Here is a 17,702-nt window from a genome sequence, read left to right on the forward strand (position 1 = left end):
ACCCTATGCCATTCCATCTTAGCCTGTTCATGTTCGACAACAGCAGTTGCGGGCGATGGACCGACTTGACATCAACCAAGCCGGTGGAGGTCAGAAGGGGTTCCAGGTGGAGGATTGAGTCAGCTTCAGATAGCCGACATTGACGCCAAGCCTTGCGCCGACGCCGGTGCGGATCGGGACCAGAACCATATTGTTGTTCTTCAGCGCCGTCATGCCGACGCCGGCCACCACATAGGCCGAGCCGCTGACACCGCCAAACCGGCTGTAGAGGCTGCCGACGGCGGGCAGGTTATAGACCAGCATCATCGTGCGGCTGCCATTGCCACCGTAATCGATGCCGAGCGACGGCCCCTGCCAGAAGACGGGGTGCTGACCGGCATTCTTGGTATAGAGCGTGCCTTCGCCATAGGTGAGGCCAGCAATAAACGCGCCGGAGCCTTCCTGGCCAAGAATGTAGCCATTGGGTAGGCCATATTGCCCGAACGCCTTCTCGATCACCTTGGCCAGCGCGCCGCTGGTCGAGCCGAAGAAGGAGTGGCCAGCATCGACCACTTCCTGCATGGTATATTGATCGCCCTGCGCCATTGCAGTCGCGGGCTGCGAAACAACACTTGCCGCAACCACGCCAGCCGTTACAATCCAGGTCCTGAACAGGTCCCGAATGATGGAAAAGCGCATCGCTTCCTCCTCGGATATGAATAGAATCGGCTCTGATGAGACCGGACTTCCATCTTGATGACTTCGTATTAACAATGGGTTTACCAAATATGGTGTCATTATGGCGTCGACATCATGCGGCTTGATGGGGCAGCTATGCCTCTCAGCCGATAACAGACTTTGCCGTCGAGGAGAATTCGATGCTCAAGAACGTGAACCTAACGCTGGCCGGACCCGATCTGGCAGCCCTGCTGTGCAGCCGCGTCTGCCATGATGTCATTTCGCCGGTTGGCGCCATCAATAACGGGCTGGAACTGCTGGATGAAGGCGGGGCGGATGCCGATGCCATGGACCTCATTCGCACCAGCGCGCTGAATGCTTCGGTTCGGTTGAAATTTGCCCGACTGGCATTTGGGGCCTCGGGCTCGGTCGGTGCGTCGATCGATACCGGCGAGGCCGAGAAAGCCGTCAAGGATTTCGCTGCCGCCGAAAAGAAAACCGAAATTACCTGGAACGGCCCGCGCGCCATTATCGCCAAGAACCGGGTCAAACTGCTGATGAACCTGATGCTGGTGGCCTACGGCGCCATTCCGCGCGGCGGCTCGCTGGATGTGACGCTGGAAAATCCGGAATATGACGCGAAATTTACCATCGTCGCCAAGGGCCGCATGCTGCGTGTGCCGCCGAAATTCGCCGAAATCTGCAATGGCCAGATGGAAGAAGCTGTCGATGCCCACTCTATCCAGCCCTATTACACCGTGTTGCTGGCCGACGAATCATCGATGGAGCTGAAATACAGCATCGGCGAAGGCGAAATTACCTTCACCGCCGAATCAGTTGCGGCCGGCTGATCACGCATAAAGATGCTCGACGGCGCCCGGTGTCTCATGCTTCGGGCACCGCTTTCCGTTCCCACCAGAGACGGGTAATGTTTCCTTAGTATTCTGGATTTACCATAAAGATAGCGCAGATATCTCAAATCCATTGAGGGTTTGAAATATGGGCAGAGTCAGACCGCGGGCTGCGGCGACAATGGGTAAAGACGCGGTGCACGGGGCGCGCCGCTTGCTCTTTTGGAAAATTGCTTAATCTTTTTGATGTTTAAGCAAGGTCCATGGGCATCGAAAGGGGATCGGCATGAAGAACCTGATCATTGCTGACTCGTCAGATATCGTTCGTAAGGTTGGCCGTAAAATTCTGTCCGAACTGGGTTTTGGAGTGACGGAAGCATCCACGGCGCGCGAGGCGATGCTGGCTTGTGAAGCACAATTACCGCATGTGATCATCGTTGATTCGGGTCTGGAAGGCGCGCTTGGACTGATCACCAATATCCGGGCCATGCCGGAGGGCAAAACGGTGCGGATCTTCTATTGCGTCATCGAAGCCGACCTGAAACACATGATGCAAGGCAAACGGGCCGGAGCCAGCGACTTCCTGCTGAAGCCCTTCGACCGGAAAACACTGACCGAAGTGTTCAGTGACCGCGAAGCCGCCTGATCCCGAATCATTCCAGACAGGGCGGATTTATCCGAAAATCGGTTGTTAACGTTCGGTCCGATTCTCTCAATGCATGGTCTGTCCCCGTTGTCGCGGGTCACAGCAATCCATTTTCTTCAACGCAAAAAAGTCCCGGCAATGCAGGGACTTTTTTGAGATCATACGATCTCGCGCGGGAGTGGCACTGGTGGGGATTTACGGCGAGGCGTTACGAATAACGCCCCGTTGTAACGACAAACCGGTGTCAGGCCGTTTCCATATATTCGGCACTGTCGGGTTCGCGCAGCACATAGCCACGGCCCCAGACGGTTTCGATATAGTTTGCACCACCGGCGGCATTGGCCAGCTTCTTGCGAAGCTTGCAGATGAACACGTCGATGATTTTCAGTTCCGGCTCGTCCATGCCACCGTAGAGATGGTTAAGGAACATTTCCTTGGTCAGCGTGGTACCCTTGCGGAGCGAAAGCAGCTCCAGCATCTGGTATTCCTTGCCGGTCAGGTGAACGCGCTGGCCACCAACTTCGACGGTTTTGGCGTCGAGATTGACGATCAGTTCGCCGGTGATGATGATCGACTGGGCATGGCCCTTGGAACGACGAACGATCGCATGGATGCGGGCAACAAGCTCGTCCTTGTGGAACGGCTTTGTCATGTAATCGTCAGCGCCGAAGCCGAGACCGCGAACCTTGTCCTCGATGCCGGCCATGCCGGACAGGATGAGGATAGGTGTCTTGACCTTGGACAGGCGAAGCGTTCTCAAAACCTCGTAACCCGACATGTCGGGAAGATTGAGGTCCAGCAGGATGATGTCGTAGTCGTATAGTTTCCCGAGGTCGACGCCTTCCTCACCGAGATCGGTGGTGTAGACGTTAAAACTTTCGGACTTGAGCATCAGTTCGATGCTCTGCGCTGTGGCGCTGTCGTCTTCGATGAGTAGAACCCGCATAATTATCCCCTTTACCGCCGCCGAAAGGTCTGAATGGCCCACTACGCGATACGGATCCAGTCGTTGCCTGATTTGAAGGCTGCCACCAAATGGTTAACAAATTCTGATTCACTCTGGCAAGGTGTAACGAATTTATTAAGCATAATGCCTAGCCTCCTGATTCATATGTCATTTTCTCATCGCCACAGATGAATCGAAAAGGGAAGAAAACCCCTTAAGCGATTCAATTGACTCATCATTGTCATTGTCCTGCATTTTGGACCCGGGCATTTACCGACCTTTAAAAGATCTCCCTTATCATTAACGATGCCCGTAAACGAAAGGTTACCAAAGGTAGTTTTTTGTTAACGCCGTGAGATTTTTTCGCGGTGATTCGTTTAAATGTCAGCGGGCGATGTCAAAACAGAGTGACGGCGGGATGTCTCGCATCACGGGAGTATTGCGTATGAAGTCGCGTGACAGCCTAGTTCGCCTGAAGGCATTTCAGGTTGCCGAGAAGCGTCGGCAGCTGCAACAATTGCAGTTAATGATGTCTGAATTTGAACGTATGGCCAAGGAACTGGAGAATCAGATTTCTCTGGAAGAAAAAAAGGCGGGCATCACGGATGCTTCGCATTTCGCCTATCCGACTTTTGCAAAGGCCGCCCGCCAGCGTGCCGATAACCTGCAGGATTCGATTCGCGAGCTGAAGGTTCAGCAAGATGCCGCGGAACTGTCACTGGAACTGGCCGAGGCTGAACATGCCAAGGCAGCTGCGTTGGAAGAGCGCGACAGCCAGCAGCGGGCTCGCGCTTAACGGCGAAGATCCTGATCGTAGATGACAAAGGCAGGCAGGGAATGGGACCTGCTCGATGATGGTTTCATTGCCTGGCCGTTCACATGGAATGGAACGGCCTTTTCATCCGCGACCATATGATATTTATTTTTTCAGCTATTTGCCCGATTAAGGATGCCCACGGCGGCATCATGTAAAAAAACCTTCGCTCGCCCGCTGCGATAATCAGCGTTTTGCATCGGAGTTCCCCCACACGGTCCACGGTTCGGTCCAATATCCGGACCGATCCCCTATGAAGCCGACATCTGTGATAGGTGAGGGGAAAGCAGCTTCCCTTGGAAACCATTCACATCCCAACGTCCTGTGGTGACTGGGAAGGCGTCTGGGTTAACTGAAGGCTGAAAAAAGCTTAAGGGATTTGCCTGGGGCACATTCGGCGGAGTGGAAATCGAAAAATCAAATCTCTCACGATAATCGGCCGGCCGTAATGCCGGTCGGTTGCCTGGTGTTGTCACGGAGGCGTAACACGTCCGGTCGCAGAGGCACTTTGCCAGGATATACGCTGTAGCCCCGCTGGCGCATTACTCAAATCGATCTTGAAAATGGCTGATCGTAGGGCTTTGCAAATATCTCAAATACCCTGAGGCATCTGAGATATTTGCAATTCCTTCAAGGCAGGATCTGGCAAGGCGGCATCTGGCGAGGCGAGGTGTGGTCGACCTCTTCGAGCCTTCGTCTTCAGGCCCGGCCCCAATCCCAGTCCCCGTCTGGTTTTAATGACGGTATTGCTGGATACGGGTCGTTCTGAGGCCCTGCAAGCCATGGTCGTTGATGGAGGCCTGCCATGACAGGAATTCCTCCACGGTCAGCGTATAGCGCTCACACGCTTCTTCAAGGCTCAACAGGCCGCCGCGCACGGCAGCCACAACCTCTGCCTTGCGGCGGATGACCCAGCGACGGGTATTTGCTGGCGGCAGGTCGGCAATTGTCAACGGACTGCCGTCAGGGCCGATAACATATTTAACTCGCGGGCGTATCGTTTCGGTCATTGGACTCTCTAATACAAACTCAAGACCACAGACCTGAAATCTAACGCCGCACCTTTAAAAATTACCTAAGCATCGGGTAACAATTTGATAAGAATTTTAGGGACTTGGCCAAGGCTGCTGATGTCACGTAGAAACGGCGTTTTCGGATGAAGACGACCCTTTGACAAGCCGCGTGCAAGTGTGAAGGCATCAATTCTATGTATATATGGGGATTGCCGCAAAATTTATTGCCGTTAAACTGTCAGTCGATATCTCTTTTTACTCAAGAAAATTTGTGTAAATTTTGATTTCGATGAAATTCTTCGGTTTGGATTTAATGATTCGTGATCATTCATTCGTTCGGACTTGACGGGGTTTGGATTTCAGTTGGTCATCGTACGAATCAGTGGCATCAAGAGAGCGCTTGGACGGACTAAAGTGCTGGGTAGGACGCCGTGACCTTGCGTTTTTTCGAGACAAATTTGTCGAATGTGGAAAGAATTTGCAGTTCCTCTCACCGCAGGCAGTGATTTTGCCGGATCATTTTGGCCAGATCAGGTGAGATCCTTCTCTTAAAAGCCTTTGCCGCAAGTCAGTTCGGAATGGATGGTGCCGAGAATGATCTTGATATCGAGCCAGAACGAAAAATTATCCACATAATACAGATCGGCGGCGATCCGGGCGCGGGCTTTGGCGGCGGAACCGGTTGGTCCACGCAGGCCACGCATCTGGGCAAGGCCGGTCAGACCCGGCTTGACCTGATGACGGTGATGATAGTCGGTAACCAGATCCTCGTAGGGCATGCCGGCGGCCAACATGCCGATCGCGTGGCAGCGTGGCCCGACCAGCGACATGTCGCCCTTCAACACATTCAGTAATTGTGGAAGTTCGTCGATATTGGTGCGTCGCAGGACCGCACCGACGACAGTGATACGGGGGTCGTTTTCGGTGGTTTGCCGCACGCCGCTATCGTCACATTCCGCGGCATACATGGTGCGGAATTTGTAGATGCGGATTTTTTGCTGGTTGCGGCCCCAACGGATCTGCCGAAACAGGACCGGGCCGGGGGAGGTGAGCTTGATCAGCGCGGCGACCGACAGCAGAAACGGCAGCAAGACCGTCAATGCGCTAATCGAGATCAGGATATCGAGGCTTCGTTTTGCAATCAGATGAATCCGATGTCTTGAAATACGTGTCCGTCGTCGGTTAATGCGACGTGCCTGAAGGCCTTGCTGTGCATGCGGTACACCCATTCCAGCCTCGTCCCTCCTGGAGCAGCCGAGCCGATTATACCGGTGTTAGCTACTCCAGATTCTTGGTTGCGTGCAGATGCGAGCCGAGTGTATTTCCTCTGCTTCCGCACCGCCATTTGTTCCCGACTAAAGTTCTTGTGGCTTATGTAGTCCCAAATAGGGCGCTCGTCATGAACAAACTTAATGAATGGTTAACCTTCTGAAGAAAATGTTTCTTCTTGGGTCTATTTTCTCAAATCGGAACATTGTTGCCATTTTGCTACGCCGTCTTGACGACGATAGTGTGCATTATATTAGAAATATCGAAAATTTTACACCCGCACCGGTGGTGGCAAATGTGGCCGTGCCATTATGCAACAGGCTAATTTCCGCTCCGGCCTCCAGCGTGATCAGGGCTGTCGCATGCGTTTCTGTAGTGGCGGCGGTGGTGCCAACGGTCATCTTTGCAAGGCTCGTCTGGGCGCTATCCACTACGGTAGCCGTATAGGTGTTGGTGGCTGTGGTGGAGAGGGTGAGAGTGATCACGTACAGCCCTGCGACTGGCACTTTCAGGCTTTGGCCATTGCCGCTTGCCGTGGCGGTGGCAAGCAGCACGTTGCCCTGGCTGATGGCCAGCCCGTTAAAGCCGGTGACCATGCCGCTGGTAACCGCAAGGGACGGGCTGGTCAGTTCGGCCCTGGCGGCGGGTCTTGCGGGCTGGGTGACCGTGCCGTCGCCGCTAATCAGCAGGGCGGTGGTCCAACTGCCACTGTCATTGCAGACTTTGATGCTGAACTGGTCCGAGCCGGCCAGCCCCATTTCGGCGCGGCCTTGCCAGTTGGACTGATAAAGAAGCGTTGCCGTATTGCTCTCGCCCGCCTTGTTGAGTTTGAACCTGTTGTCACCACCGGCATGATTGAAAAGTACGGCATCGCTCGACACGGCCAGCCGGTTGGTATCGTCAGCCGTGGCATTGATACCAAGCCGGGAAAAGGTGGCCGTGTCGGGCAGGGCGAGATCCTGCCAGGCCGTGCCATCATAGGTCTGCAATCGGCCCGTTGCGCGGACATAAGCGCGCCAGCCGGCGGCGGGTGCCAGGAAAGCCCAGCTGTCATCCTGCCAGGCGGCGATATGCGCTTCCTTGCCAGCCCAGGCATCCGTCGCGGTAGCGGCAACCCAGTAACAGGTGCCAGCGGCAGGAGAGGTGGGTGGCGTGGTAAGTGTGCCTTCAATTACCAACTGCGTCACCGCATCCAGAACCAGCAGTGCTTCGTTATGGGTGACATGTTTCTGGGCCTGGGAGGGCAGGATATAAGGCAAATCGAGGCGTGGACTATTGTCTGCCATGGTGTCGTCTCCATCAATGTGGAGCGATATCCGGTTGGCAAGCAAGACCGGGCCGGAGATCGCATCCTGTCAAAATCCGGAGCTGGCCAAGCCGATGGGATCAGCAAGCCAGCTCCAGCGCTCGCGCCATTATCGGCGCGACCGTTTGACGGTGGATAAGACCGGCAGGAGAGATATGATTTTTCAGGTAATTCCCGGTTTCGCGTTCACCGGGGAAGGCTGAAGGCTCAGGCCTGTTTGCCGCCCCAGGCGATGAAGGAGGGATTGGCGAAGTCGCTGTCATCGATCTGATCGCGTTTGCCGTAGAGCAGCGGCGCACCGTCTGGTCCGACTGTCATGCCACCCGCGGCCCGCAGCACGGCGTCGCCTGCGGCTGTATCCCATTCCATTGTTCGACCGAACCGTGGATAGACATCTGCCGCTCCTTCCGCCACCAGGCAGAATTTCAGCGATGAGCCGACGGAACGGGTATCTGTTATGGCGTGATTTACCAGGAATTCTTCGGTTTCCGGGCCGCTATGGGCGCGGCTGGCGACTGCAATCAACGTGCGCGAGGGGGTGCGGACCGTGATGGACTGTCGCGAAACCGATTGGAAATTGGCATCGATTTCGATCTTGAGAGCGCCACTACGGTCGCCAATATAGGCTTGGCCGCGCGCCGGAGCATAGACGATACCCATGACCGGAACACCGGCCTCGATCAGCGCGATATTGACCGTGAAATCGGAGCTTTTACGAATGAATTCCTTGGTGCCATCAAGGGGATCGACCAGAATAAAGGGCTGGTCCCTGGTCTGGGGAATGTTGCCGGCGGCAACGGCTTCCTCTGCCACAACGGGAATGGCGGGAAACTGCGCAGCCAGGGCGGCAAGAATGATCGCTTCCGCCCGCTCATCAGCCTCGGTCACTGGTGAGGCATCGCTTTTGGTGCGCACCGTTGGGCCATTGTGGAACACGTCCATAATATCGCGCCCAGCGGCTATTGCCGCCTTTTCAAACAAATCAATCACGTCATGTTCCTCAAAATACGCAGGCTACACGATACGTGTTCAATTTTTCCACTCTATTTGTCCATGTCTTCTGTCAGGCAGGTGCGGTTTCGGTGAGATAACCAATCACCTGGTTGGCCATTTCCGTTGGAGTGGCCTGCGCGGTCTTCAAATGAATATCCGGATTTTGCGGCGCCTCGTAACTGGAACTGACCCCGGTAAACTGCTTGATCTCTCCCATCAGCGCCCGGCGATAAAGGCCCTTCGGATCGCGCCGCATGCATTCCTGCAAGGGCGTATCGATAAAAACTTCGATGAATTCACCGTCTGCCATCAAGGCGCGGGCCATGTCGCGGTCGGCCTGAAAGGGGGAGATGAAAGAGACGATCACGATCAGGCCTGCATCCGCCATCAGCTTGGCGACTTCTGCCACCCGCCGGATATTTTCCACCCTGTCGGCATCGGAAAAGCCCAGATCGCGGTTCAATCCGTGGCGGACATTGTCGCCGTCCAGAATATAGGTGTGGTATCCTTGGCCGTGCAGTTGGCTTTCCAGGGCGTTGGCGACAGTGGATTTTCCCGAACCCGAAAGCCCCGTCAGCCAGATCACCCGGGGATGCTGGCGTTTGATGATAGCGCGCGCCTCCCGGCGAACTTGTAATTGCTGGACGACGATGTTTTGCTGTGACGTTATGATCGTCCTCGTGTCATGTGCCCTTGTGTCATGCGCTGCTATCATCTTTCGGCGTTTCCCCTCGAAACGATGGCCATCACGTTTCTGCCGTCTGCGTGCAGATGGTTGTTTTATAACGATTGAATCGACGAATGAAAATGCCTGTTTATTGCCATTTTATATGAAGGCATCAAGGAGAGGACCGCATCCCCAGCTTTGACGAATGTCAAGTATCTCAAATTGATCAAAATCTTGAGGCACTTGAAAAGGAAATACCCAGCGTCATTTTCAATGGACGCCTCGTATTTCTTTCCACAGAACCGTGTGATCGACACCGCAAAGGGGGGTAGCATTTTAGTTTGTGATAGGATTGAACAAAGCAGAGCCGTCAAGGGCAAGCGGCAATGCTTGCCCTGTCGCTTTACTGCATAATTCCTTAAAGCGGAATTCATTTAAATCGAGAATTATGCAGCAGATGTAAGGGGTTACCGCGCCACCACTCGGGCAAAAATCCCGATCCTCGTCAGGCTTTTTCGGGAACTGTTGTCTCTTGCCGGTCCTCGAAAAATACCTGGGTGACAAGGACGGCCAGGATACCGCAACCGGCCATGACGCAGACCAGAGGCAGGGCGGTGCCGTTTTCCACCAACCCGAGGACAAAACTGGACAGGGCGCCTGCGCCAAAGGAAAGGCCTCCCGCCAGGGCGGCGGCGGTCCCGGCAATGGAGCCATGGGCTTCCATTGCCAGCACGTTGCAACCCGGCATGATGCCGCCGATGGACATGACGAGAATAAACATCAGGATGCAGGTGACCGTCAGGCTATCGGTGCCGGTCAGCTGGGTGGCGACCAGTATCAGGGCGATAACCGTATAGAGCAGCACGGAGCCGCGTACCGCAGCCTTGACACCGAACCGTGTGGCAAACCGGTTGCAGATCTGCGTGCCGATGCCAAGGCCGATTGCGTTGGTGCTGAAGATAATCGAGTAACTGATGGCCGAAAGCCCGTAGACCGTCATCAGCATGAATGACGACCCGGCGATATAGGCGAAGAACCCGCCCTGCACGAGCGCCATGGTGCCAGCATAGGGGATGAAATTGCGGCTGATCAGCAAGCCGCCATAGGTGATGAGGGCGCGGCTGGGCTTACTGGAAGCGCGGTCGGCCGGCAACCGGGTTTCGGGAAGCCAGAGCGCAACGACCACGAAGCACAGCGCCGCATAGCAGCCGAGCAATACAAAAATCATCTGCCAATTGGCTATTTTCAGAATGAGACTGCCGGCGAAGGGTGCGAGGATCGGGGCGACGCCGATGACCAGCATCACCATGGACATCAGCTTTGTGGCGGCAGGGCCGGTATGCGTGTCGCGGATGATGGCTGTTCCGATGACCATGCCAATCGAGCCGCCCACGCCCTGCATGAAGCGCCATACCAGCAATTGCTCGCCAGTCGTTGCGGTCAGGCAGCCGAACGAGGACAGGCAGAAGATCGCCAATGCCACATAAATTATCGGCTTACGGCCGGTTCTGTCGGAAATCGGTCCGTAGAACATTTGCCCGATGGTGAAGCCGGAAAAGAACGTCATGACGGACAACTGGATCGTCGCGGCTGTGGTCGATAAGCTCGTGGCCATCAGCGGCATGGCGCCCAGATACATATCTGTTGCAAGCGGCCCGATGGCACAGATCATGCCGATCGAGATGGCCAGGAAGAGGGTTTTTCGGTTCATTTTCAATTTCCTGAATCTGACCATGCCCGTCATACATCTTTGCCGCGCCGCACATGAACCACCATGCGCTTGCCTGACGCATTCGCGCATTTGAGATGCTGCATGATTTTTACCCTGAACCGCCGCGGTTCAGAAAATCATGCAGCAACTCGCCTTTGGTCTGTTGTTTGCGCAGTCGTCTAGACGTTTGAATCCCGCAGAATTGATCTTTTACCATTTCGGAAGGATAAATTATGCGGTAAGCATGGAAACGTTGTCGTTTCCTCCCGACGATCAGGAAACGCTTTCGTTTCCGTTTGTCAAGTCGAAAGTGTGAGAAGACCGATGTCCGAACAGCAGCGAGTGATCATGCGCCTGCCGGTCATGCCGGATGAGGAACGGCGTGAGCGTATTCTGAAAGCTGCCGAAGTGGTGTTTGACACTATGGGCTTTGGCGATGCGACCATGGAGGAGGTGGCGCGTCTGGCTGGCATGGCGAAAAAGACCGTCTACCGGTTCTTTCCCGATAAGCGCTGCTTGTTCACGGCGCTGATCCAGTCTCATGATCAGTTGCAGATCGAAATCGGCGGCCAGCGTGGGCAAACGGCGGACCCGCGTGAGAGAGTGCGGCTGGCGCTCGAGGCTTTGGCACGGTTCGTCCTGTCGCCACGCCAGATTCTGGTGACCCGGCTGATCATTGCCGAAGCGGGCAAGCATCCCGGCCTGACCCGGCAGTTTTACGAGGATTGTGTCGAGAATTTTCGAGCCTTTCTGGCGCAGGAACTGGATTTCCACGTTGCGGGCAGCGCATGCGAGGCGGTTGATCGCCGCGATATTGCCGACATCTTTGTCGGGGCGGTTCTGGGGCCGTTGCAGACGAAGGTTCTGATGTTCGGCAAGCAGGCAGAGGATCTTGACAGCGAGATCCGCATGCGTGTGGACCTGGCGCTGCGGCTGCTGATGCCTTCGTAAAAAACGACGAAACCATCCGCGTTTTTTTCATTCGGCAAGTTGGTCCGGAGTCATCTGCGCGCTTTTTGAGCGCAATTCCAGGTTTAATGCCGAATTTGTGCAAAAACTGCCGATATCTTGAGCAATTGACAGAAAAATACGCGCTGCAAAGCTTTTAGGCTTCACATTTTTGTCGAAACCGATATCAAATCCCTCCAACACGAAGAACCCGAATGGGACAACATATGGATGCTGCGCTTGATCGGCATCCGGGGGATAATGTATGGATTATTTCATCCAGCAGCTTATCAACGGGCTGACGCTTGGCTCGATTTATGGCCTGGTGGCGATTGGCTATACGATGGTCTACGGGATCGTCGGCATGATCAACTTTGCCCATGGCGATATCTTCATGCTCGGTGGTTTTGCGGCCTTGATTGTTTTTTTGCTTCTCACGACATTTTTTGCAGGCATTCCAGTGGCTTTGGCGCTGCTGATCATGTTGGTTGTATCAATGTTGATGACCGGTTTGTGGAACTGGACCATTGAGCGGGTCGCCTATCGACCCTTGCGCGGGTCCTTCCGGCTGGCGCCGCTGATTACGGCGATCGGCATGTCGATTGCGCTGTCCAACTTTATTCAGGTCGCGCAAGGCCCTCGCAACAAGCCAATTCCGGCGCTGGTCAATGACGTCTATCATTTCGGCGCCATCACGGTGTCGCTGAAGCAGATGATCATCGTTGCGGTAACGGCGGTGCTGCTGGCGGCCTTCTGGTATATTGTCAACAAGACGCCGCTTGGCCGGGCTCAGCGCGCCACCGAGCAGGACCGCAAGATGGCGGCCCTTTTGGGCGTCGATGTCGATAGAACCATTTCCGTCACCTTTGTGATGGGAGCGGCGCTGGCGGCGGTGGCTGGTACCATGTATCTGATGTATTACGGGGTTGCCTCTTTTACCGATGGCTTCATTCCCGGCGTCAAGGCCTTTACGGCGGCGGTTCTGGGCGGCATCGGCTCTTTGCCGGGCGCAGTCCTCGGCGGCTTGCTGATTGGTCTGATCGAATCCCTGTGGTCAGCCTATTTCACCATCGCCTACAAGGATGTCGCCACGTTCGGCATCCTGGCTTTTGTGCTGATTTTCAAACCGACCGGCATCCTGGGCCGTCCCGAAGTCGAGAAGGTCTGAGATCATGGCAAATGTGGACGTTTCTGTCGTCAAGGCGCAGCCCGGCCTGATGGCGCGGGCATTGAAAGAAGCCGTGTTCGCAGGCTTGCTGGCGCTCGGCCTGTTCGTGCTGTTCATCGGAATCAAGACCGACCAGGACATCAACAATGCCCTCGTCTGGTATACGCGCTGGGGTCTTCTATCTATTTTCGTGGCGATTGCCGCTGTTGGCCGGTTTGCCGTGGTCGCTGTCTTGCGCCCCTGGTCGACGGCGCGCAAGGCGCAGGCGTCTGCAAAGCCCGCCACTGACGCCCGCCCGTCTTTGTTCAAGACCCATTTCCTGAAGATCGCGCTTGTGGCGCTGATCCTCTATCCGCCGGTCATTCTCTTTCTGGTCGGCACGCAGGGTTCGCTGAAATATGTCGATAATTTCGGCATCCAGATCCTGATCTACGTCATGCTCGCCTGGGGATTGAACATCGTTGTCGGCCTGGCCGGGCTGCTCGATCTCGGCTATGTCGCCTTCTACGCGGTCGGGGCCTATTCCTACGCGCTGCTGTCGCAGCATTTTGGCCTGTCCTTCTGGCTGCTGCTGCCGATATCAGGCATTCTGGCCGCCTTCTGGGGCATCATACTCGGCTTTCCGGTGCTGCGTCTGCGGGGAGATTACCTCGCCATCGTCACGCTGGCCTTCGGGGAAATCATTCGGTTGGTGCTGATCAACTGGACGGATGTCACCCAGGGCACGTTCGGTGTATCGGGCATTCCCAAGGCGACGCTGTTCGGCATTCCCTTCGATGCCTCGGCACATGGCTTCGCCAAGACCTTCGGCCTGCCGATGTCGTCGGCCTATTACAAGATCTTCCTGTTCTATCTGGCGCTGGGGCTTTGCATGCTCACCGCCTATGTGACAATCCGGCTGCGGCGTATGCCGATTGGCCGGGCCTGGGAAGCGTTGCGCGAAGACGAGATCGCCTGCCGGTCGCTCGGTATCGACACGGTGAAGACCAAGCTGACGGCCTTTGCCATCGGTGCGATGTTTGGCGGTTTTGCCGGGTCGTTCTTTGCCGCCCGCCAAGGTTTTGTGTCGCCGGAAAGCTTCGTCTTCCTGGAATCGGCGGTTATTCTCGCCATCGTGGTTCTGGGTGGCATGGGGTCTCTGACCGGTATCGCAGTTGCGGCCATCGTCATGGTCGGTGGTACGGAGCTGCTGCGCGAGATGGAATTCCTGAAACATGTGTTCGGACCTGATTTTACCCCTGAACTGTATCGCATGCTGCTGTTCGGCATCGCCATGGTTGTCGTCATGCTGTTCAAGCCGCGCGGCTTTGTCGGCAGCAGAGAGCCGACGGCCTTCCTGAGGGAACGCAAGGCTGTCTCCGGCAGCTTTACCAAGGAGGGTCACGGCTGATGACCTCCGGGACGCAAATCATGAACAATGACCCAATTCTGACGGTCGAGCACCTGTCGATGAAATTCGGCGGCTTGATGGCCATCAACGACTTCTCTTTTGAAGCCCGGCGCGGTGAAATTACCGCGCTGATCGGCCCGAACGGAGCGGGCAAGACCACGGTGTTCAACTGCATTACCGGCTTCTACAAGCCGACAATGGGCATGGTCACCCTGCGCCAGAAGGCCGGCAAGGAATTCCTTTTGGAACGCCTGACGGATTTCGAGATCACCAAAAAGGCCAAGGTGGCCCGAACCTTCCAGAATATCCGGTTGTTTTCCGGCCTGACCGTGCTGGAAAACCTGCTGGTTGCCCAGCACAATGCGCTGATGAAGGCCTCCGGCTATACGGTGCTCGGTCTGCTTGGCTTGCCCGCCTACAAGAAGGCGGCGGCATTGTCGATCGACAAGGCGAGGTTCTGGTTGGAGCGCGCCGATTTGATCGAGCGGGCCGACGACCCGGCTGGCGATCTGCCTTATGGTGCGCAGCGGCGCCTCGAAATCGCCCGCGCAATGTGTACGGAACCGGAATTGCTTTGCCTGGATGAGCCAGCAGCCGGCCTCAATCCACGGGAATCCCTGGCGCTCAACACTTTGCTCAATGGTATCAGGGACGAAACCGGCACATCGATCATGCTGATCGAGCACGATATGTCGGTGGTCATGGAAATTTCCGACCATGTCGTGGTGCTGGAATATGGCCAGAAGATTTCCGATGGCACGCCTGACCACGTGAAAAACGATCCGAGGGTCATTGCGGCCTATCTCGGTGTCGAGGATGAAGAACTGGACGACGCGATTTCCGATGTGGAAGCCGTGGCCGGAGGCAAATTGTGATGACTGCTGAAGCTCTTTTGAAGGTTGAGGCCGTCGAGACCTATTACGGCAATATCCGCGCGCTTGGCGGTGTCAGCGTCGAGGTTAAAAAAGGCGAGATCGTCAGCCTGATCGGCGCCAATGGCGCCGGCAAATCGACGCTGATGATGACGATTTGCGGCAGCCCGCAGGCGCGGGCCGGCCGGGTGATTTTCGATGGCATGGACATTACCAAAATGCCTACCCATCTGATCGCGCGCCAGCGCATTGCCCAATCACCGGAAGGGCGGCGGATTTTTCCGCGCATGACAGTGATGGAAAACCTGCAAATGGGTGCCGGTCTCGACAATCTCAAATATTTCCAGGAGGACGTCGAGAAGATTTTCACGCTGTTTCCACGCCTGAAAGAGCGCCACGCCCAACGCGGCGGTACGCTTTCCGGCGGCGAGCAGCAGATGCTGTCCATTGGCCGGGCGCTGATGGCGCGGCCCAAACTGCTGTTGCTTGATGAACCATCGCTGGGGCTGGCACCCCTGATCGTCAAGGGGATTTTCGAGGCGATCAAGAAGCTCAACCAGGAAGAAGGGCTGACCGTGTTCCTCGTCGAGCAGAATGCGTTTGCAGCGCTGAAACTGTCCGACCGCGCCTATGTCATGGTCAACGGCCTGGTGACGATGAGCGGTTCCGGTCGGGAATTGCTGGCCGACCCTCAGGTGCGTGCTGCCTATCTCGAAGGCGGACGGCATTAATCGCCGTGCCGTGCTGATAAACTGCGGATAAAAAGACCCCGGAGGGGAAATGACATGCAGGGTTTGTTTTTCGATACGGATGACCAGGTGCGGATGGTGCTGCGTTTTCTCGTGGTGCTGCTCGGTTTTTGGACCGCGTGGCGCACCGGCAAGGCCGTTGCCGAAAACTGGGAAGGCTATGGCCGGGTGGTGATCTACACGCTGCTGCTGGCGCTGGTCATGCGTTTTCTCCATCATGCCCTGTTCGCAGGGCCGATGCTGGATCTCGGTCTTTACGCGATGGATTTTGTCGTTCTGCTGGTGTTTTCGATGGTTGGTTTCCGCCAGCGGCGCACCCGCCAGATGGCCGGTAACTACTACTGGCTGTATGAAAAAACTTCCCCACTTTCCTGGAAGAAGAAAGATTGACAGCACCGTCTTTCTCGCCTCTGATGGCCGGGGAAATTGCAATAATAAAGAGTGGAAAAGTTTTCCGGCGCAATCTAGGTGGGTGTTGCGCGGGGGATCGAAATAAGCCCGCCCTAAAAACTGGGAGTATCAGAATGAAGAAGTCGCTTCTTTCAGCCGTGGCGCTGACAGCCATGGTTGCCTTCAGCGGCACCGCCTGGGCTGACATCATCGTCGGTGTCGGCGGTCCCCTGACAGGCCCGAACGCTGCTTTCGGCGCACAGCTCCAGAAGGGTGCCGAACAGGCCGCTGCCGATATCAATGCAGCCGGCGGCATCAATGGCGAAAAGATCAAGATCGTGCTCGGCGACGACGTGTCGGATGCCAAGCAGGGCGTTTCCGTCGCCAACAAATTCGTTGCCGATGGCGTCAAATATGTGATCGGCCACTTCAACTCGGGCGTATCGATCCCGGCTTCGGACGTGTATGCCGAAAATGGCATTCTGCAGATCACGCCAGCCTCGACAAATCCCAAATTCACCGAGCGCGGCATGTGGAACACGTTCCGCACCTGCGGTCGTGATGACCAGCAGGGCGCGGTTGCCGGCAAGTACATTGCCGAAAAGTTCAAGGGCGTGAAGGTTGCCGTCATTCATGACAAGACCCCTTACGGTCAGGGCCTTGCCGACGAAACCAAGAAGGCCATGAATGGTCTGGGCGTCAAGGAAGTCATCTACGAAGGCATCACGCCCGGTGAGAAGGACTATTCGGCTCTGATCGCCAAGATGAAGGAAGCCGGCGTTGGCATCGTTTACTTTGGCGGCCTGCACACGGAAGCTGGCTTGATCCTGCGCCAGATGGCTGACCAGGGCGTCAAGGCGACACTGATGTCGGGCGACGGTATCACCTCCAACGAACTGGCCTCGATTGCTGGCGATGCCGTCAATGGCACGCTGATGACCTTCCCGCCGGATCCGCGTAACAACCCGAACGCCAAGGATGCGGTCAAAAAATTCCGCGACGCTGGCTTCGAGCCGGAAGCTTACACACTCTACTCCTACGCTGCCCTGCAGATCATTGCAGAGGCTGCCAAGGCTGCTGGTTCCACTGATTCCGAAAAGGTTGCTGAAACCATGAAGGCCAAGGGTCCGTTCACGACCGTTATCGGTTCGATCGGCTTTGACGCCAAGGGCGACATCACCCGTCCCGACTACGTGATGTACACTTGGAAGAAAGGCCCTGACGGCAAGTATTCCTACTTCGAAAACTGATTTCTGCTGACTTTGCCAGTGGAGACGAAAGCCCGGCCTTGCGCCGGGCTTTTTGCATTGCA

Annotated in this window: 19 protein-coding genes and 1 pseudogene; 11 read left to right on the plus strand and 9 right to left on the minus strand. The window is 55.9% G+C overall.

Translation table 11 applies throughout. From position 1 onward, the window contains the following. Positions 1-90 precede the first annotated feature (90 nt). Positions 91-678 (minus strand): DUF1134 domain-containing protein, encoded by a 588-nt coding sequence (locus tag H1Y61_RS06085; protein ID WP_015916949.1) that lies wholly within the window; start codon positions 676-678, stop codon positions 91-93. Between the two features lie 179 nt (positions 679-857). Between H1Y61_RS06085 and chpT the strand changes: the two genes are divergently transcribed. Further along, complete coding sequence (chpT, locus tag H1Y61_RS06090; RefSeq protein WP_015916948.1) at positions 858-1,508, plus strand: histidine phosphotransferase ChpT; 651 nt, start codon at positions 858-860, stop codon at positions 1,506-1,508. 286 nt (positions 1,509-1,794) lie between these two features. Continuing rightward, positions 1,795-2,154 carry a response regulator gene (locus H1Y61_RS06095; RefSeq protein WP_015916947.1) on the plus strand — a complete coding sequence of 120 codons (360 nt, stop codon included), beginning with the start codon at positions 1,795-1,797 and terminating at the stop codon, positions 2,152-2,154. A gap of 244 nt (positions 2,155-2,398) precedes the next feature. Here the strand turns inward: H1Y61_RS06095 and ctrA are convergent, their stop codons facing one another. Beyond that, positions 2,399-3,100: a response regulator transcription factor CtrA gene (ctrA, locus tag H1Y61_RS06100; RefSeq protein WP_015916946.1), complete on the minus strand. Its 702-nt coding sequence runs from the start codon at positions 3,098-3,100 to the stop codon at positions 2,399-2,401. A gap of 445 nt (positions 3,101-3,545) precedes the next feature. Between ctrA and H1Y61_RS06105 the strand changes: the two genes are divergently transcribed. Beyond that, on the plus strand, positions 3,546-3,896 hold the full coding sequence (locus H1Y61_RS06105; protein WP_180574026.1) for a flagellar export protein FliJ: 351 nt from the start codon (positions 3,546-3,548) through the stop codon (positions 3,894-3,896). A gap of 752 nt (positions 3,897-4,648) precedes the next feature. Here H1Y61_RS06105 and sciP read toward each other — a convergent pair. The 3 genes from sciP to H1Y61_RS06120 all read right to left on the minus strand — a co-directional run bounded on the left by sciP (position 4,649) and on the right by H1Y61_RS06120 (position 7,482). Next, the gene (gene sciP, locus H1Y61_RS06110; RefSeq protein WP_015916944.1) at positions 4,649-4,924 is read right to left on the minus strand and encodes a CtrA inhibitor SciP; all 276 of its coding nucleotides are present in this window, start codon (positions 4,922-4,924) and stop codon (positions 4,649-4,651) included. Positions 4,925-5,475: 551 nt separating this feature from the next. After that, positions 5,476-6,156, minus strand: a complete 681-nt coding sequence (locus tag H1Y61_RS06115; protein WP_235680845.1) for a sugar transferase — start codon at positions 6,154-6,156, stop codon at positions 5,476-5,478. A gap of 288 nt (positions 6,157-6,444) precedes the next feature. Then, positions 6,445-7,482, minus strand: coding sequence for a DUF2793 domain-containing protein (locus H1Y61_RS06120; protein WP_174111555.1), 1,038 nt, complete (start codon positions 7,480-7,482; stop codon positions 6,445-6,447). Positions 7,483-7,516: 34 nt separating this feature from the next. Here H1Y61_RS06120 and H1Y61_RS06125 point away from each other — a divergent pair, with 34 nt between their 5' ends. Beyond that, a complete protein-coding gene (locus H1Y61_RS06125; protein WP_180574027.1) occupies positions 7,517-7,705 on the plus strand; it encodes a hypothetical protein in 189 nt (62 codons plus the stop codon). Positions 7,706-7,709: 4 nt separating this feature from the next. Here H1Y61_RS06125 and cysQ read toward each other — a convergent pair whose 3' ends face one another. The 3 genes and pseudogenes from cysQ to H1Y61_RS06140 form a co-directional block, all read right to left on the minus strand. Continuing rightward, on the minus strand, positions 7,710-8,492 hold the full coding sequence (gene cysQ, locus H1Y61_RS06130; protein WP_180574028.1) for a 3'(2'),5'-bisphosphate nucleotidase CysQ: 783 nt from the start codon (positions 8,490-8,492) through the stop codon (positions 7,710-7,712). Positions 8,493-8,565: 73 nt separating this feature from the next. Next, positions 8,566-9,153, minus strand: a pseudogene (gene cysC, locus H1Y61_RS06135) (adenylyl-sulfate kinase); the annotation flags it as partial. 514 nt (positions 9,154-9,667) lie between these two features. Further along, the gene (locus H1Y61_RS06140; protein ID WP_174111552.1) at positions 9,668-10,873 is read right to left on the minus strand and encodes a multidrug effflux MFS transporter; all 1,206 of its coding nucleotides are present in this window, start codon (positions 10,871-10,873) and stop codon (positions 9,668-9,670) included. Between the two features lie 324 nt (positions 10,874-11,197). Between H1Y61_RS06140 and H1Y61_RS06145 the strand changes: the two genes are divergently transcribed. Continuing rightward, positions 11,198-11,824, plus strand: coding sequence for a TetR/AcrR family transcriptional regulator (locus tag H1Y61_RS06145; protein ID WP_174111551.1), 627 nt, complete (start codon positions 11,198-11,200; stop codon positions 11,822-11,824). 27 nt (positions 11,825-11,851) lie between these two features. On the opposite strand, the gene H1Y61_RS06150 is transcribed toward H1Y61_RS06145, so the two are convergent. After that, positions 11,852-12,022, minus strand: a complete 171-nt coding sequence (locus H1Y61_RS06150; protein ID WP_174111550.1) for a hypothetical protein — start codon at positions 12,020-12,022, stop codon at positions 11,852-11,854. 64 nt (positions 12,023-12,086) lie between these two features. Between H1Y61_RS06150 and H1Y61_RS06155 the strand changes: the two genes are divergently transcribed. From H1Y61_RS06155 to H1Y61_RS06180, 6 genes are all read left to right on the plus strand, one after another. Then, positions 12,087-12,989: a branched-chain amino acid ABC transporter permease gene (locus H1Y61_RS06155; RefSeq protein ID WP_015916937.1), complete on the plus strand. Its 903-nt coding sequence runs from the start codon at positions 12,087-12,089 to the stop codon at positions 12,987-12,989. A gap of 4 nt (positions 12,990-12,993) precedes the next feature. Then, a complete protein-coding gene (livM, locus tag H1Y61_RS06160) occupies positions 12,994-14,379 on the plus strand; it encodes a high-affinity branched-chain amino acid ABC transporter permease LivM (RefSeq protein ID WP_180574029.1) in 1,386 nt (461 codons plus the stop codon). Beyond that, a complete protein-coding gene (locus H1Y61_RS06165) occupies positions 14,379-15,254 on the plus strand; it encodes an ABC transporter ATP-binding protein (protein WP_071207383.1) in 876 nt (291 codons plus the stop codon). Before livM ends, H1Y61_RS06165 begins: the two co-directional genes overlap by 1 nt. Then, complete coding sequence (locus H1Y61_RS06170) at positions 15,254-15,982, plus strand: ABC transporter ATP-binding protein (protein ID WP_041697011.1); 729 nt, start codon at positions 15,254-15,256, stop codon at positions 15,980-15,982. Before H1Y61_RS06165 ends, H1Y61_RS06170 begins: the two co-directional genes overlap by 1 nt. A gap of 54 nt (positions 15,983-16,036) precedes the next feature. After that, positions 16,037-16,390: a DUF6867 family protein gene (locus tag H1Y61_RS06175; RefSeq protein ID WP_015916933.1), complete on the plus strand. Its 354-nt coding sequence runs from the start codon at positions 16,037-16,039 to the stop codon at positions 16,388-16,390. A 134-nt stretch (positions 16,391-16,524) separates the two neighbouring features. Beyond that, the gene (locus tag H1Y61_RS06180) at positions 16,525-17,640 is read left to right on the plus strand and encodes a branched-chain amino acid ABC transporter substrate-binding protein (protein WP_180574030.1); all 1,116 of its coding nucleotides are present in this window, start codon (positions 16,525-16,527) and stop codon (positions 17,638-17,640) included. Positions 17,641-17,702 lie beyond the last annotated feature (62 nt).

Source organism: Agrobacterium vitis (genome assembly GCF_013426735.1).
Taxonomy (GTDB): domain Bacteria; phylum Pseudomonadota; class Alphaproteobacteria; order Rhizobiales; family Rhizobiaceae; genus Allorhizobium; species Allorhizobium vitis_D.

Coding starts and splice junctions, on each gene's coding strand:
- H1Y61_RS06170 (WP_041697011.1), top strand. CDS start 15,254: ATGACTGCTGAAGCTCTTTTGAAGGTTGAGGCCGTCGAGACCTATTAC.
- H1Y61_RS06115 (WP_235680845.1), bottom strand. CDS start 6,156: ATGGGTGTACCGCATGCACAGCAAGGCCTTCAGGCACGTCGCATTAAC.
- H1Y61_RS06120 (WP_174111555.1), bottom strand. CDS start 7,482: ATGGCAGACAATAGTCCACGCCTCGATTTGCCTTATATCCTGCCCTCC.
- H1Y61_RS06140 (WP_174111552.1), bottom strand. CDS start 10,873: ATGAACCGAAAAACCCTCTTCCTGGCCATCTCGATCGGCATGATCTGT.
- chpT (WP_015916948.1), top strand. CDS start 858: ATGCTCAAGAACGTGAACCTAACGCTGGCCGGACCCGATCTGGCAGCC.
- sciP (WP_015916944.1), bottom strand. CDS start 4,924: ATGACCGAAACGATACGCCCGCGAGTTAAATATGTTATCGGCCCTGAC.
- ctrA (WP_015916946.1), bottom strand. CDS start 3,100: ATGCGGGTTCTACTCATCGAAGACGACAGCGCCACAGCGCAGAGCATC.
- H1Y61_RS06145 (WP_174111551.1), top strand. CDS start 11,198: ATGTCCGAACAGCAGCGAGTGATCATGCGCCTGCCGGTCATGCCGGAT.
- H1Y61_RS06175 (WP_015916933.1), top strand. CDS start 16,037: ATGCAGGGTTTGTTTTTCGATACGGATGACCAGGTGCGGATGGTGCTG.
- H1Y61_RS06165 (WP_071207383.1), top strand. CDS start 14,379: ATGACCTCCGGGACGCAAATCATGAACAATGACCCAATTCTGACGGTC.
- H1Y61_RS06105 (WP_180574026.1), top strand. CDS start 3,546: ATGAAGTCGCGTGACAGCCTAGTTCGCCTGAAGGCATTTCAGGTTGCC.
- H1Y61_RS06085 (WP_015916949.1), bottom strand. CDS start 678: ATGCGCTTTTCCATCATTCGGGACCTGTTCAGGACCTGGATTGTAACG.
- livM (WP_180574029.1), top strand. CDS start 12,994: ATGGCAAATGTGGACGTTTCTGTCGTCAAGGCGCAGCCCGGCCTGATG.
- H1Y61_RS06180 (WP_180574030.1), top strand. CDS start 16,525: ATGAAGAAGTCGCTTCTTTCAGCCGTGGCGCTGACAGCCATGGTTGCC.
- H1Y61_RS06095 (WP_015916947.1), top strand. CDS start 1,795: ATGAAGAACCTGATCATTGCTGACTCGTCAGATATCGTTCGTAAGGTT.
- H1Y61_RS06155 (WP_015916937.1), top strand. CDS start 12,087: ATGGATTATTTCATCCAGCAGCTTATCAACGGGCTGACGCTTGGCTCG.